We start from the raw sequence: 13,498 nt of genomic DNA, 5'->3' as shown, positions 1-13,498 counted from the left end.
GGCTCTGATCCAGGGAGGCGGATCAGCTGATCGGATCGAGAACCGTGGGCCAGGCCTCCTTGTTGGTCTTGATGGCTTCGAGGAGCTTGTCCTCGCCGATGCGGCGCGCGATCTTCTTCCACTCCCGCTCGGTGTCGGCCATCGCCTGCTCCGGTGTCTTGGCCTTGGTCAGCGAGGCCACGAGGTTCTCGTCGAGCGCGTTGTGGAAGGCCGTGGCGCCTGGATAGTTGATGGTCGGCACCGTGCGCGCCACCGTCTCGCGCACCACGTCCATGTGGTAGGCGTGATAGGTCTGGCGGACCAGCTGATCGGAGAAGTCCGAGAGCCGGAACGGATCGAGATAGCCGCCGGGATTGGCGCTCATCCAGGCATAGATGCGGGCCGAGCCAAGCCACTGCAGCAGAAGGTAGGCGGCCTCCGGATTCTTCGACTGCGACGACACCATGCCGGTCAGCGAGAACCAGAGCACCGACCGGCTGATCAGCTTGCCGTCGTTCTCGCGTCCCGGCGGCAGCATGGAGCCGATCTTGCCGGTGACGGCCGAATCCTTGTTGCCGGCATTGTCGAGGAATTTCGGCAGGTTGGAGAAGGCGCAGGTCATCGCAGCACCCCCCTTGGCGAAGTTGCCATACTGCTCCGGCCAGCCCCACGAGATCGCGTCGGGCGAATGATGCGCCAGCGAATCGACGTATTCCTTGGTGGCGGCGATGCCCTCCTCGGAATTGATCAGCGGCTTGCCGTCGTCGCCGAACAGGAACTGATTGGGCGAGGCCATCGAGACATAGCGCTGGTACCAGTTGGTATAGCCCCAGCCCTGGTTGCGCAGGTCGGTGGAGCCGAACAGGCCCTTGTCCGGCCGCTGGAAGAAAGCCGCGACGTCGCTGTGCTGCTTCCAGGTCTTCGGCGGGGCAAGGTCGTAGCCGTATTTGTCCTTGAAGGCCTTCTGCTCGGCGGCGTCGCCGAACAGGTCCGTGCGGTAGACCCAGGTCTGGAAGTCGCCGTCCAGCGACACGCCATAGGTCGAGCCGCGATACTGGTTGAGCAGCGACACGCCCTTGGCGCCGTTGACGTAACCCTGCTTCGGGTCGTCCCATTCTGGCTGGTGCTTGTCGACGAAGTCGTCGAGCTTGGCGATACCGCCGGTTTCGGCGAGATCGCCGAGCCGGTTCCATTCGGTCGAGTAGATGTCGTAGGCCCCACCCTTGGTGGAGATGTCCTGCATCGTCTTGGTGAATTCCTGGCCGTTCGGCAGGCCGACGATCTCGATCGCGATGCCGGTTTCCTTTTCCCACAGATCCTTGATGGACGGCGCGCCGGCCGGAAAAGGCTTGGTCAGCTGGCCGATCGAGCCGTCCGACAGGCCGAGCACGATCTTTGCCGGCGCCTTACCCGCCGCCTTCAGGGCCTTGGCCGCCTCGACCGCACGCCCTTCCGGCGTGTCGGGCCCGTACTGGTAGCGCTCGGCGCCGTCGAAGCCGGTCGGCCCGCCGATCATGCCGGGCGCCAGCGCATCCGCCGCGAAGGCGCGGCCGGGGCGAATGAACTGCGGTGCAATACCGGTCGCGGCGACGAAGACAGCCGCCTTTCCTCCGGACGCCAACAAGCGGCGCCGCGACATGCGGATCAGTTGAGACATCGAATTCCTCCCTCGGGGCCTGTTCCTCCATGGCCCACGTGAGGGATATTGACGACAGCGCATGAAGCCTGTCAACATCATAAATACTCAAAATACGTCATAAGATCGCAAATGAGGGAGAAAATGCCGTCCGCCGAACCCATCACGTCGCACCCATTGCTTGGATTTGAGGGGCTTTCGCCTCGATCCGCCCGGCTTGGCCGGACCTTCGCCGCCTTATGTACCGCGCCGGCTTGCGCGCAAGCCAAGGGCGGTTACATCATTTCACATCAGAATCGCGGTCGCTGCTGAGGCGTTTTCCGGAACTGGGTGGAAGCTGCGTGATTTTGATGCTTGCGATGAGGTGCTCGACGTGCGGTCAACCCTGACAGACATAGCCCGGGAAGCCGGCGTTTCTCCCGCCACGGTCGATCGCGTGCTGAACAACCGGCCGGGCGTGCGGGCGCGCACGCGCGAGGTCGTCATCGAGATGGCGCAGCGCCTGGGATACATCGCCGAGACGCCGAACGGGACGCCGCAGCGAGCCGTGCCTGGACAGACGGTCAGGCTCGATTTCGCGCTGCCGGCCGGCACCAATTCCTTCATCAAGCTGCTGCACCGGCATATCGAGGCGCAGGCATTGACGCGGCCCGATCTCGACGTCCGCGTGACGACCATCGAAGGCTTCAACCCCGACCGGCTCGCCCGCCTGTTGCAGGACCTGCATGGCCAGACGCAGGGCGTCGGCGTCATCGCGCTCGACCACCCGACGGTGCGCGAGGCGATCCGCTCGCTGTCGGCCAGCGACATCAAGGTCGTCACCATCGCCTCCGACATCCTGCACGTGCCGAGGGTCGCCTATATCGGCATCGACAACCGCGCCGCGGGCCGGTTGGCCGGCTATCTGCTCAACCGCTTCATGGGCGCCGGCCGCCCGGGCAAGGTCGCGCTGTTCGCAGGCTCGCTCGCCTATCGCGGCCATGAGGAGCGCGAGATGGGTTTCCGCCATATCCTCGCCGAAGAATCGCCCAACCTCGAGATCGTCGAGATGCGTGAAATGCTCGACGATCGCGAAAAGGCCTATTCGGAAGCCTCCGCTTTGCTCGAGCGCCACCCCGACCTTGCCGCGATCTACAATGTCGGCGCCGGCAACACCGGCATTGCCCGCGCGCTGAAGGAGCGCGGACGCGCGAAGGAGATCATCTTCCTCGGCCATGAGGTGACTGACGGCACGAAGGAACTTTTGCTCGACGGCACGCTCGACGCGGTGATCGACCAGAACCCCCGCGTCGAGGCCAGGGAGGCGCTCAACATCCTGTCGCATTCGGTCAGAGGATTGCCCTACGAACTCCACCAGCCTCGGCTGCAGGTGATTTTCCGCGAGAGCATCCCGGAAATTTGACCGCGGGGCTCGCCAATCTCAGGCCCCAATCAGCACCGTGCTGTCCGGCGACCAGCTGAGTACGACGGGCTGTCCCTCTGCGAGGCGTTCGGCACCGGTGTTCTGGACGATCACCTTCAAAGTCTGGCCGCCGCGGTCGACGAAATAGGTGCTGTTGTTGCCGGCGAAGATGCGCTTTGAGACCTGCCCCGTGAGCGTGTTGACATTGGCTGGATCGGGCTTTGCCGCGCCGGGCGAAATCCGGATGCGCTCGGGCCGAACGGCGCAGCTCGCCTTGGCGCCGGCCGGCACCGATGCGCCTGTCGAAGCCGCGATCGTCGTGCCGTCGGGCAGCCTGATCCCTGAGCCGGTCGCGTTGCCGTGAAAGATATTGGCGTCGCCGAGGAAAGTCGCGGCGAACTCGCTTTGCGGCCTGTCGTAGATCTCTTCCGGCGGTCCTTCCTGCACCAGCCTGCCGTCGCGCAATATGCCGATGCGGTCGCTCATCGTCAGCGCCTCTTCCTGGTCGTGGGTGACGAAAATGGTCGTGATGCCGATCTCGCGCTGGATGCGCTTCAGCTCGATCTGCATGTCGACGCGCAATGCCTTGTCGAGCGCGCCGAGCGGCTCGTCGAGCAAGAGCACGCGCGGCTTGGTAACGATGGCCCGCGCCAGCGCCACGCGCTGGCGCTGGCCGCCGGAGAGCTGGTGCGGCTTTCGCCCGCCGAGCTTGCCGAGCTGTACGAGATCGAGCGCGCGTTGCACTTCCGCAGCGATTGTCGCTTTCGGCTCGCCGCGCACCGACAGGCCGAAGGCGATATTGTCGGCGACGCTCATATTGGGAAACAGCGCATAGTTCTGGAACACCATGCCGATGCGCCGCTTTTCGACCGGCACGCGCTCGACGCTCTCGCCGCCGATCGCAATGCGGCCGGAATCCGGAAAATCGAAGCCGGCGATCTGACGGAGCAGCGTGGTCTTGCCGCTGCCGGATGGTCCGAGCAGCGCATAGAAGCCGCCATCGGCAAAGTCGATCGAGACATCGTCCAGCGCCTTGTGCGCGCCGAAGCTGCGCGAAACGTTCGCGACCTGGACGCCAGCCATTATTTCTCTCCGCCAAACTTGAAGAAGCGCGCCGTGAGCAGCATCAGCGCCATCGACACGACAATGATGATCGTCGAGACCGCGTTGATCTCGGGCGTGAAACCCTTGCGGATCGCGGCATAGATTTCGACCGGCAATGTCGTTTGGCCGGGCGTCGACAGGAAATACGAGACCACGAACTGGTCGAACGACACGGCGAAGGCGAACAGCCCGCCGGCGATCACCCCGGGGATGATCCACGGCAAAGTAACCCGCATGGTCACCTGCCACTGGTTGGCGCCGAGCGAGCGCGCCGCTTCCTCCAGCTCTGGCGCGAAGGTCTGCAGCCGGGCCGACACGACGACGATCACATAAGGCAGCGCCAGCGCAACATGGCCGAGCAGGATTGCCACCAGCCCGCGGCCGATGCCGACGCCGAAGAAGAAGATCAGCATTGCCGTGCCGGTGATTAGCCACGGGATGGCGATCGGTGGGAAGAGCAGCGCCTGCAGGACTTTCTTGCCGCGGAAGTCGTAACGGTAGAGCGCCAGCGAGGCCATCGAGCCCAGCACCGTCGAGATCAAAGTGGTGATGACGGCGATCTCGATGCTGTTCCAGGTCGCCGCGATCAACTGGTCGTTCTGCCAGAGCGATGAATACCAGTCCGTCGTCCATTCGAACGGCAATTGGTAGAAGGGCGAAGCGTTGAAGGACATCGCCGCCATGATGATGATCGGCAGGTAGAGGAAGCCGAGCAAAAGCACGATGTAGAAGCGCCCGAGCCATTCGAGGATGCGCGTCGTCGCCATCACGCAGCCCTCCGCAGGACAGGCGCGGCCAGCGCCAGGATGATCAGCACGACCGCGAGCAGGATAAAGGAGAGTGCCGCGCCCAGCGGCCAGTTGAAGACGGCGACGAACTGGTCCTCGATGATGGTGCCGTAGAAGGTACCGGTGCGGCCGCCGAGGATGCGCGGCTCCATGAAGGAGCCGACCACCGGTACGAAGATCAGCGCGGCACCCGCGATCAGGCCCGGCATCGACAGCGGGATGATCACCCGCCACAGCACCTGCCGCCGCGATGCGCCAAGCGAGCGGCCCGCCTCGATCAGCGAATCATCGATGGCCTGCAGCGTGAGATAGCAGGTCAGCACCATATAGGGCGCATAGGAGTGCACCAGGCCGATGATGACGGCTGGGTAGGAATACATGAGATCAATGTTGATCTTGAACGGCAGAACCGCATTGAGCGCGGTGTCGAGAATGCCGCCTTCGCGCAGCACCATCGCCCAGGAGAAGATGCGCACCAGCCCGTTCGACCAGAAGGGCAGGATAACGAGCAGGAAGATCGCCTCGCGGCTGCGCCCTTTCAGCACCTTCGCAAGCACATAGGCCGCCGGGTAGCCGAGGACGACGCACCACAGCGTCACCTCCAGCCCGAGCCGCAGCGATGAAAACAACAGCGTCGAATAGAGGCTCTGCGAGAAGAAAGCTGCGTAATTGCCGAGCGTGAACGACCATTCCTTTCCGGCCAGCGGCAGGTCGGTCATGAAGGAGAAGAACACCATGGCCGACAGCGGCAGGAAGATCGCCACCGTCAGCCACAGATAGGCGGGAAGGAGAAGCGGCAGGGCCGGCTTCAGTCCGCGGCGCGAACCGATCGCAAGCTGGTCAGCCATCTGCCTCTCCTCACCGAAAGACGTGATTACTTCACGTTGACCTTCAGCTCCTGCCAAAGCGCCAGGTATTTCTCGCGCTGCGCGTCGGTGATCGGCGCCTGGAACTGGATGCGCTTTGCGACCTCGGGGCTGCCCATGACCTTGCGGTTGAAGGCGTCCTCGGGCAGCGCGTCGACAGCCTTGGTGTTGGCCGAAACCGGTGCGCCGACCTTGGTGACCCATTCGACGTAGAATTTCGGGTCGATCATGTAGTTGATGAAGGCCTCGGCGCCCGCGACATTCTTCGAGCCGACCGGGATCGAAAAGGCGTCGAGCCAGGCGACGGCGCCTTCCTGCGGGATGACCAGCGAGACCGGCAGCTTGAAATGCGTCTTGGCGCGGTCAGCCGAGCCGCTCCAATAGGTGCCGATGTCGATCTGGTTGGAGGCGACCATCTGGTTCCAGTCGTTCTCCGAGCTCCAGAAGGTCTTGATCTGCGGCATCAGCGAGGTGAGCTTCGCCTTGACCGCGTCCATATCCTTGATGTCGTTGATGTCCTGCCCCGACGCGATCGCGCCGAACTGCACCGCCTCGACGGCATCGTCGCGGATGATGACGCGGCCCTTATGCGCCGGGTTCCACATCTCGGCGATGCTCGTCGGCGGCTTGTCGAAGGACTTGTCGTTGATCGCCAGAGCCGTCAGGCCCCACACCCACGGCACGCCATAGACCTTGCCGTCATGATTGAGCATCGGCGAGCTGGCCTTGTCCTTGGCGATGTCGGCATAGTTGGAAAGCTTCGAGACATCGATCGGCTGGATCAGCTTGCCGGCCATCGCCTGGTCGTTGAAGGCGGCGTTGATCATGACGACGTCGTAGAGGCCGGGATTGGTGCGAATCTTGGTCAGCATCTCCTGTTCGGAGTTGAAGAAGTCGTTGACCACCTTGAAGCCGGTCGCCTTCTCGAAATTGGCGACCGCCCAGGGCTCGTCGGCGCCATAGCCCTTCCAGTTGAGCACATGCACTTCCTCGGCGGCCTGTGCTCCAAGCGTAAATGCTGAGACGAAGACGGCGGTCGCCGTCAGGAAAGCGGTCAGTCTTGGCATGCGCATGTTCTTTTCCTCTCATTGTTTGCCCGATTGACGGGCTTGTTAAGTTGCAGTCGCTTCCGCCCGGCCGAGCGCGGTCGTCGTTTCGCCGCGCTCAGTCAGGAACTCCCGGATTTCCGTGTCGGTGGGCGCCGAAGATCCGCCATGGCGGGTGACCGAAAGCGCAGCCGCCGCATTGGCATAGCGTGCCGCCTCGCAAGCGCCCATGCCGCGCGAAAGGCCGCTGACGAAGGCGCCGATATGCGTGTCGCCGGCCCCGTTGGTGTCGACGGCTTCGACCTTGAAACCCGGCACCGCGCGGGTGCCGCCATCGGCCATGCGCACCAAGCAGCCATGCGCGCCGGCGCGGATGACGACGCCTTCGGCCCTGGGGCAATGCTCGGCGAGCAATCGGATCGCGACGGTCTGGGCGTCGCCGGCGCCGGCAATCTCGGCGGCCTCATTGGTGTTGCAGCTCAACCAGGTCGTACGCGCCAGAACCCTGTCCAGGATCGGCCGTGGAATGTCGGCGATCACCGGTGTCGGATCGAATACGAAAGGAATGCCGGCCGGCAGCGCTTCGATCCAACCGGCAAGCGTGTCGCGACTGCCGGGATAGCTCAGCGTGTAGCCGGAGGTGAAAACCCAATCACCCGGAACGACTTGGACCGGCTTCATCATGTCCGGCGTGAGCCGGCTCTCGGCGCCCGGCCAGGAGACGAAGGTGCGCTCCGCGTCGCCGCTGATCATCGCGACGCAATGGCCGCTGTCCATCGAAGGCGATGGCGGCGTCAGTGTCTCGATGCCTTCGGCCGCGAAGGCTGCGCGCAGGAAGTCTCCGTCCGGCCCGGTGCCGAGCTGGCCGCCGAACACCACCTTCATGCCGGTGCGGCTTGCCGCCACCATCATGTTGAAGCCGCCGCCGGCGACCCGCGCGTAAGCTGACGCGGTCTTTTCCGTGCCGGCCGCCGGCAAGGCATCGATGCGGTAGACATAGTCGACCACGGCGCTGCCGACATGGACGAGCCGCCCGCTCATCAGGCAACCTCCTTGCCTGGGCCGGCCTTGGAGCCGCGTGCGGCGACCAGGTCGCCAGCCAGCGCGCGGACGTCCGCGAGGTCAATCCCATGTAGTTGGGCGATGCGATCCTGCGGCAGCCTCGACAGGCCGGCGCAGGCCCCGGCCATGCCGGCGGCAATCGCACCGATCGTGTCGGTGTCGCCTCCGAGATTGGCGCCAATGACGGCAGCCCGCCACGCATCGCCTTGCGCGACCTCCAGCACTGCGAAGGCCGCCGGCACCGATTCCTGGCTGGCGACGCCGGTGCCAACCAGGTCGACGATCAGCTTGATGGCTTGCTTCTCCGCCTTGCCGCGGACAAGCTCCCGCGCCCAGACGATGCGCGCGGCGATGTCGCCGCCGGTAACCCAATGGCCGAGTGCAGCACCAAGCCTTGCGGCGGCGACCCCATGGTCGGAAGCGATGCGCCAGTCGCCGCCCGAAACACCGAGACTGACAGCGGCTGCGACCGCCGCAGCCGATGCGATGGCGATCGAGGTGTTGTGCGTGGCCCGGCAGGTTTCCGCCACCTTGGAGACCAGAACGTCGAGCGGCTCCGGCGGCATCATGATGCCGACCGGCGCGATGCGCATCGCAGCGCCATTGGTGTCGCCGCTGCGCCCGGCCTCCTCCGCCGGCACGCCGCTGTTGATGGCATCGATTGCGCGCTTGGTTGATGGTCCAAGCAGGTCGTAGCTGCCGCGCGCCTTGACCTCGCGCTCCCAGTCGAGCAGCGCGTTGACCCAGCGTGCATGATCGAAGCGCTCGCCGGATTCGACGAGGATGCGGCCAAGCAGCAGCGCCTGTTCGGTATCGTCGGTGATCGCGCCGGCGGGCAGCCCTTTCGACACCGGGTGATCGGCGGCAGGCGCGACGAACTCCTCGACATGGCCGTAAAGCTCGGCGATGTGGGCCATCGACAGAAGCTGCGTCGGCATGCCCAGCGCATCGCCCAGCGCCCCGCCGATCAGCGCGCCCATAGCCCGGTCCATCGCGTCGGCCGCCATGCTCAGAACTCCAGGTGCAGCGCGAAATGCGCCGGGTTGAGCAGGCTGGTGACGAATTCGATGGCGCGCCCGTCGGCGGCGCGTGTCAGGCGGCGTGTGCGCAGGAACGGCGTGCCGGGCGCGCAGGCGAGGATGGCTGCGTCGGAAGCGCTCAGCATCTCGATGTCGACCCATTCCTCGCCGTGATCGGGAACAAGCCCTGCCCCGCGCAGCGTCTGGTGCAGCGAGCCTTCGCGCAGGCCGCGCAGCGGTATGTCTTCCAACTCCGGCGACAACGGCAGCCGGCTGCGCTCGATCGAGATGGCATGGCCGTCGTCGGCGTTGGTGCGGGCACGATCGACGGCGATGAAGGACGCGCTCTCGACGCCGAGCCTGGCCGCCAGTTCGGCGTCCTCGATGATCTCGAGCCGCAACGTGCGTGTCTCGGCATTGGCGCCCGCATTGGCAAGCGCGCGCGACCAGCCGATCGCGTCGTCGACCGGCATGCCGTCGAAGGTGACGAACGAACCGATGCCGACCTTGGTGGTGATCAGCCCGCGGCTCGACAGTTCCTCAAGCCCTTTGCGGACCGTGTTGCGGCTGACGGAGAAGCGCTGAACGAGCTCGTTTTCGCTCTGCAGGCGGTCGCCGAAACCGAGCAGGCCGGAGCGTATCTCATGCTCCAGAACCGTCGCGATCTGCTCGGGCTTGCCCGTGCCGGGAGTGATCTGCGTCGCGCGACGGGCCATATCGATACCTGTTCAGTGAACCTGTATAATCCTGTTCAATATCGGATTTGAATTCCCCCGTCAACGAACCTTCATCACCATTCAAGAACGGAAGGAGGACCGGGCGCAGAATGAACGTGCGGCGGCAACGGGAGACGCGCCCTCAAGCGAAGAAGAACTCCTCCACGCGCTGCTTGGCCTGGCGCAGCACCGGCAGGATGTCGCGCTCCATCGCCTCGACCGAGAAACGCGCCGATTGCGTCGAGACGTTGATGGCGCAGACGGTGCGGTCGGCGCGATCGATGATCGGAACCGCGATCGAGCGCAGGCCGAGCTCCAATTCCTCGTCGACGATGGCGAAGCCATCCGCTCTCGCCTTGGCGATGGCCTTGCCGAGCGCAGCGCGGCCGGTGATCGTCTTCGGCGTCCGGCGCTCGATGGTCGCTTGCGCCAGGAAGGTCTTCAAGTCGTCCGCCCCCAGACCGGAAAGCAGCACCCGCCCCATCGAGGTGCAATAGGCCGGCAGCCGCGTGCCTACATCGAGCGCGACGCTTAAGATCCGCCGTCCGGGGATGCGCGCAACATAGACGACGTCCTCACCCGATAGCACCGCCGCGTTGCAGGCCTCGTCGAATTTGCCCGCCACCTCGCGCATGATCGGCGCCGCGAACGTCCAGAGCGATGCGCCGCCGAGCCAGGTCCGCGCGACCGTCAAAAGACGCGGCGATAGCGAAAACAGCCGGCCGGACTGCGTCGCATAGCCCGTGGCGACCAATGTCAGCAGAAAGCGGCGGGCGCCGGCGCGCGTGAGATCCGCCTCTTCGGCCATCTCGGTCAGCGTCATGCCGGCCGGATGGCGCGCAAGGATTTCCATCACCGCCAGGCCGCGTTCCAGCGAGCCGACATGGTCGCGCGAAATTACTTCCTCTCCCACGAGCGCCTCCAGGCCGGCGTTGACTCAATGCAGAGCTCGGAGTTAGAAATATCTCATATAAAACAGATGTTCGCAATGCGAACTTTTCGTGAGGTCTGGTGATGGTCAAGTTCCTGCCGCTGAAAGAAGCGGTCGCGGAAAATCTGCATGACGGCGATACGGTCGCTTTCGAGGGCTTCACTCATCTGATCCCGACCGCCGCCGCGCATGAGGCGATCCGCCAGGGCTTTCGCGACCTGACGCTGATCCGCATGACGCCCGACCTGATCTATGACCAGATGATCGGCATGGGCATGGCGAGGAAAATCGTCTTCTCCTATGTCGGCAATCCTGGCGTCGGCCTGCTCAGACGCGCCCGCGACGCCATCGAGAACGGCTTTCCCCGCGCCATCGAGATCGAGGAGCACAGCCACGCCGGCATGGCCAATGCCTATGAGGCGGGCGCCGCCGGCCTGCCTTGCGCGGTGTTCCGCGGCTATCGCGGCGCCGGTCTTGCCGCGGTCAATCCAAACATCAAATCCGTCACCTGCCCTTTCACGGGCGAGGTGTTGGCGGCCGTTCCGGCGATAAGGCCGGACGTCACCTTCATCCATGCGCAGAAGGCGGACCGGAAGGGCAACGTGCTGGTCGAGGGCATCATCGGCATCCAGAAGGAAGCCGTTCTTGCCGCAAAGCGGGCGGTGGTGACGGTCGAGGAAGTGGTCGACAGCTTCGACGACCTCCACCCCAATCTCACCGTGCTGCCCAGCTGGACGATCGCGGCGATTTCGGTCGTGCCCGGCGGCTCGCATCCCTCCTACACGCATGGCTATTACGAGCGCGACAACGTCGCCTATCTCGAATGGGACGAGATCGCCGCCGACCGCGGCCGCTTCCAGGCGTGGATGCAGCAGAACGTCATCGAGAGCAGCCCGGATGACTTTGCCGGCCGCGTCGAGCATCTGAGGAAAGCCGCATGAGCGACGCGAAGGAGATTGGTTTCACCCCGAACGAGATGATGACGATCGCCGCCAGCCGCGCTTTGAAAAGCGACGATGTCTGCTTCGTCGGCATCGGCGCGCCGTCGGCCGCCTGCAACGTCGCGCGGCTGACGCATGCGCCGCATATCACCTTGATCTATGAGAGCGGCACCATCGGCACGGCGCCCGACGTGCTGCCGCTGTCGATCGGCGACGGCGAATTGTGCGAGACGGCGGTCACCACCGTCGCGGTGCCGGAGATGTTCCGCTACTGGCTGCAGGGCGGCCGCATCTCGATCGGCTTTCTGGGCGCCGCCCAGCTCGACAAATTCGGCAATATCAACACCACCGTCATCGGCGACTATGCGCATCCCAAGACCCGCTTGCCCGGCGGCGGCGGCGCGCCGGAGATCGCCACCTCGTCCAGGCAGGTCTACATCACCATGGCGCAGTCGAAGCGCGGCATGGTCGAAAAGGTCGACTTCTTCACCTCCTTCGGCCATGGCGATGGCGGCGATCATCGCAAGCGGCTCGGCATCGATACCGCCGGGCCAACGCTTTTGATCACGGACCTCGCCATCTGGAAGCCGGACCCGGTGACCAAGGAATTCACAGTGGTGTCGCTGCATCCCGGCGTCTCGCGCGAGCAGGTACAGGAGACCTGTGGCTGGACGGTCAAGTTCGCGGAGGCTCTTGACGAGACGCCGGCGCCGACGGAACTCGAGCTGAACACATTGCGCGACCTGCATGTCCGCACCAAGGCGGCGCATCAGGGGATCGCCGAGCGGAAAGCTGCCTAGATGACTGAAGCCTTCATTTGCGACTACATCCGCACGCCCATCGGCCGCTTCGGCGGTTCATTGTCCTCCGTCCGCGCCGACGACCTCGGCGCCATCCCGTTGAAGGCCTTGGTCGAGCGCAATGCCGGCGTCCATTGGGCGGCCGTCGATGATGTCGTCTATGGCTGCGCCAACCAGGCCGGCGAGGACAATCGCAACGTGGCGCGCATGGCACTGCTGCTTGCCGGCCTGCCGCAGGACATCCCCGGTTCGACAGTCAACCGCTTGTGCGGCTCTGGCATGGATGCCGTCACCATCGCCGCGCGCGCCATCAAATCGGGCGAGGCCGAGCTGATGATCGCCGGCGGCGTCGAATCGATGAGCCGCGCGCCTTTCGTCATGCCGAAGGCCGACGCCGCCTTTTCGCGCAACGCCGAGATCTACGACACCACCATCGGCTGGCGCTTCGTCAACCCGCTGATGAAGAAGCAATATGGCGTCGAGTCCATGCCGGAGACCGGGGAGAACGTCGCCGAGGATTTTTCCGTTTCCCGCGCGGACCAAGACGCGTTCGCGGTGCGCAGCCAGGACAAGGCCGTTGCCGCTCAAGGCAGCGGCCGGCTGGCGAAAGAGATCACGTCCGTGACGATCCCGCAGAAGAAAGGCGATCCGGTCGTCGTCTCGAAGGACGAGCATCCACGCGCCGGCACCACCGTCGAGATCCTGGCCAAACTGCCGGCGCCATTCCGCCAGGGCGGCAGCGTCACTGCCGGCAACGCCTCAGGGGTCAATGACGGTGCGGCGGCCCTCATCATCGCTTCGGAAGCGGCGGCGAAGAAGCATGGCCTGACGCCGATCGCCCGCATCCTCGGGGGTGCTGTCGCCGGTGTGGCGCCGCGCATCATGGGCATCGGTCCGGCCCCGGCCACCAAGAAGCTTTGCGCCCGCCTCGGCCTGACGCCCGAGCAATTCGATGTCGTCGAATTGAACGAAGCTTTTGCCTCGCAAGGCATTGCCGTACTCCGCCAGCTCGGCATCGCCGAGGACGCCGCGCACGTCAATCCGAACGGCGGCGCGATCGCACTCGGTCACCCGCTCGGCATGTCGGGCGCGCGCATCACCGGCACGGCCGCGCTCGAGCTGCGCGAGCGCGGCGGCAAGCTGGCTTTGGCCACCATGTGCATAGGCGTCGGCCAGGGCATCGCAATTGCGCTGGAGCGGGTCTGACC

General features: G+C 65.0%; 13 protein-coding genes. 4 read left to right on the top strand and 9 right to left on the bottom strand.

Annotated features, from left to right (window positions below):
- Window positions 1–22: 22 nt before the first annotated feature.
- Window positions 23–1,636 (bottom strand): extracellular solute-binding protein, encoded by a 1,614-nt coding sequence (locus LB529_RS04705; RefSeq protein ID WP_224710379.1) that lies wholly within the window; start codon window positions 1,634–1,636, stop codon window positions 23–25.
- A gap of 352 nt (window positions 1,637–1,988) precedes the next feature.
- On the opposite strand from LB529_RS04705, the gene LB529_RS04700 reads away from it, so the two are divergent.
- Complete coding sequence (locus tag LB529_RS04700; RefSeq protein ID WP_224710378.1) at window positions 1,989–3,017, top strand: LacI family DNA-binding transcriptional regulator; 1,029 nt, start codon at window positions 1,989–1,991, stop codon at window positions 3,015–3,017.
- Between the two features lie 18 nt (window positions 3,018–3,035).
- On the opposite strand, the gene LB529_RS04695 is transcribed toward LB529_RS04700, so the two are convergent.
- The 8 genes from LB529_RS04695 to LB529_RS04660 all read right to left on the bottom strand — a co-directional run bounded on the left by LB529_RS04695 (window position 3,036) and on the right by LB529_RS04660 (window position 10,531).
- Window positions 3,036–4,100: an ABC transporter ATP-binding protein gene (locus LB529_RS04695; RefSeq protein WP_224710377.1), complete on the bottom strand. Its 1,065-nt coding sequence runs from the start codon at window positions 4,098–4,100 to the stop codon at window positions 3,036–3,038.
- The gene (locus LB529_RS04690; protein ID WP_224609870.1) at window positions 4,100–4,888 is read right to left on the bottom strand and encodes an ABC transporter permease; all 789 of its coding nucleotides are present in this window, start codon (window positions 4,886–4,888) and stop codon (window positions 4,100–4,102) included. Before LB529_RS04690 ends, LB529_RS04695 begins: the two co-directional genes overlap by 1 nt.
- On the bottom strand, window positions 4,888–5,757 hold the full coding sequence (locus LB529_RS04685) for an ABC transporter permease (protein ID WP_224710376.1): 870 nt from the start codon (window positions 5,755–5,757) through the stop codon (window positions 4,888–4,890). The genes LB529_RS04690 and LB529_RS04685 overlap by 1 nt, the downstream gene beginning before the upstream one ends.
- 26 nt (window positions 5,758–5,783) lie before the next feature.
- Window positions 5,784–6,848, bottom strand: coding sequence for an ABC transporter substrate-binding protein (locus LB529_RS04680; protein WP_224625571.1), 1,065 nt, complete (start codon window positions 6,846–6,848; stop codon window positions 5,784–5,786).
- Between the two features lie 39 nt (window positions 6,849–6,887).
- Window positions 6,888–7,862: a PfkB family carbohydrate kinase gene (locus tag LB529_RS04675; RefSeq protein WP_224710375.1), complete on the bottom strand. Its 975-nt coding sequence runs from the start codon at window positions 7,860–7,862 to the stop codon at window positions 6,888–6,890.
- The gene (locus LB529_RS04670) at window positions 7,862–8,890 is read right to left on the bottom strand and encodes an ADP-ribosylglycohydrolase family protein (RefSeq protein WP_224710374.1); all 1,029 of its coding nucleotides are present in this window, start codon (window positions 8,888–8,890) and stop codon (window positions 7,862–7,864) included. The genes LB529_RS04675 and LB529_RS04670 overlap by 1 nt, the downstream gene beginning before the upstream one ends.
- Before the next feature lie 2 nt (window positions 8,891–8,892).
- A complete protein-coding gene (locus LB529_RS04665; protein WP_224710373.1) occupies window positions 8,893–9,618 on the bottom strand; it encodes a GntR family transcriptional regulator in 726 nt (241 codons plus the stop codon).
- 142 nt (window positions 9,619–9,760) lie between these two features.
- Window positions 9,761–10,531, bottom strand: coding sequence for an IclR family transcriptional regulator C-terminal domain-containing protein (locus tag LB529_RS04660; protein ID WP_224710372.1), 771 nt, complete (start codon window positions 10,529–10,531; stop codon window positions 9,761–9,763).
- A 101-nt stretch (window positions 10,532–10,632) separates the two neighbouring features.
- Here LB529_RS04660 and LB529_RS04655 point away from each other — a divergent pair, with 101 nt between their 5' ends.
- The 3 genes from LB529_RS04655 to pcaF are packed head-to-tail and all read left to right on the top strand — an operon-like array spanning window position 10,633 to window position 13,496.
- The gene (locus LB529_RS04655; protein ID WP_224710371.1) at window positions 10,633–11,490 is read left to right on the top strand and encodes a CoA transferase subunit A; all 858 of its coding nucleotides are present in this window, start codon (window positions 10,633–10,635) and stop codon (window positions 11,488–11,490) included.
- Window positions 11,487–12,290, top strand: coding sequence for a CoA-transferase subunit beta (locus LB529_RS04650; protein WP_224710370.1), 804 nt, complete (start codon window positions 11,487–11,489; stop codon window positions 12,288–12,290). Before LB529_RS04655 ends, LB529_RS04650 begins: the two co-directional genes overlap by 4 nt.
- Window positions 12,291–13,496, top strand: a complete 1,206-nt coding sequence (gene pcaF / locus LB529_RS04645; RefSeq protein ID WP_224710369.1) for a 3-oxoadipyl-CoA thiolase — start codon at window positions 12,291–12,293, stop codon at window positions 13,494–13,496.
- The last annotated feature ends 2 nt before the right edge of the window (window positions 13,497–13,498 follow it).

It is taken from the genome of Mesorhizobium sp. CA5 (assembly GCF_020165105.1).
Classification (GTDB): domain Bacteria; phylum Pseudomonadota; class Alphaproteobacteria; order Rhizobiales; family Rhizobiaceae; genus Mesorhizobium.
The sequence above is the reverse complement of the archived record's forward strand: the minus strand, read 5'-3'. Positions and strand labels throughout refer to the sequence as shown.

Excerpts from the sequence above, each read along its gene's own strand:
- LB529_RS04670 (WP_224710374.1), bottom strand. The coding sequence starts at position 8,890 with ATGGCGGCCGACGCGATGGACCGGGCTATGGGCGCGCTGATCGGCGGG.
- LB529_RS04655 (WP_224710371.1), top strand. The coding sequence starts at position 10,633 with ATGGTCAAGTTCCTGCCGCTGAAAGAAGCGGTCGCGGAAAATCTGCAT.
- LB529_RS04685 (WP_224710376.1), bottom strand. The coding sequence starts at position 5,757 with ATGGCTGACCAGCTTGCGATCGGTTCGCGCCGCGGACTGAAGCCGGCC.
- LB529_RS04690 (WP_224609870.1), bottom strand. The coding sequence starts at position 4,888 with ATGGCGACGACGCGCATCCTCGAATGGCTCGGGCGCTTCTACATCGTG.
- LB529_RS04675 (WP_224710375.1), bottom strand. The coding sequence starts at position 7,862 with ATGAGCGGGCGGCTCGTCCATGTCGGCAGCGCCGTGGTCGACTATGTC.
- LB529_RS04665 (WP_224710373.1), bottom strand. The coding sequence starts at position 9,618 with ATGGCCCGTCGCGCGACGCAGATCACTCCCGGCACGGGCAAGCCCGAG.
- LB529_RS04695 (WP_224710377.1), bottom strand. The coding sequence starts at position 4,100 with ATGGCTGGCGTCCAGGTCGCGAACGTTTCGCGCAGCTTCGGCGCGCAC.
- LB529_RS04650 (WP_224710370.1), top strand. The coding sequence starts at position 11,487 with ATGAGCGACGCGAAGGAGATTGGTTTCACCCCGAACGAGATGATGACG.
- LB529_RS04705 (WP_224710379.1), bottom strand. The coding sequence starts at position 1,636 with ATGTCTCAACTGATCCGCATGTCGCGGCGCCGCTTGTTGGCGTCCGGA.
- pcaF (WP_224710369.1), top strand. The coding sequence starts at position 12,291 with ATGACTGAAGCCTTCATTTGCGACTACATCCGCACGCCCATCGGCCGC.
- LB529_RS04680 (WP_224625571.1), bottom strand. The coding sequence starts at position 6,848 with ATGCGCATGCCAAGACTGACCGCTTTCCTGACGGCGACCGCCGTCTTC.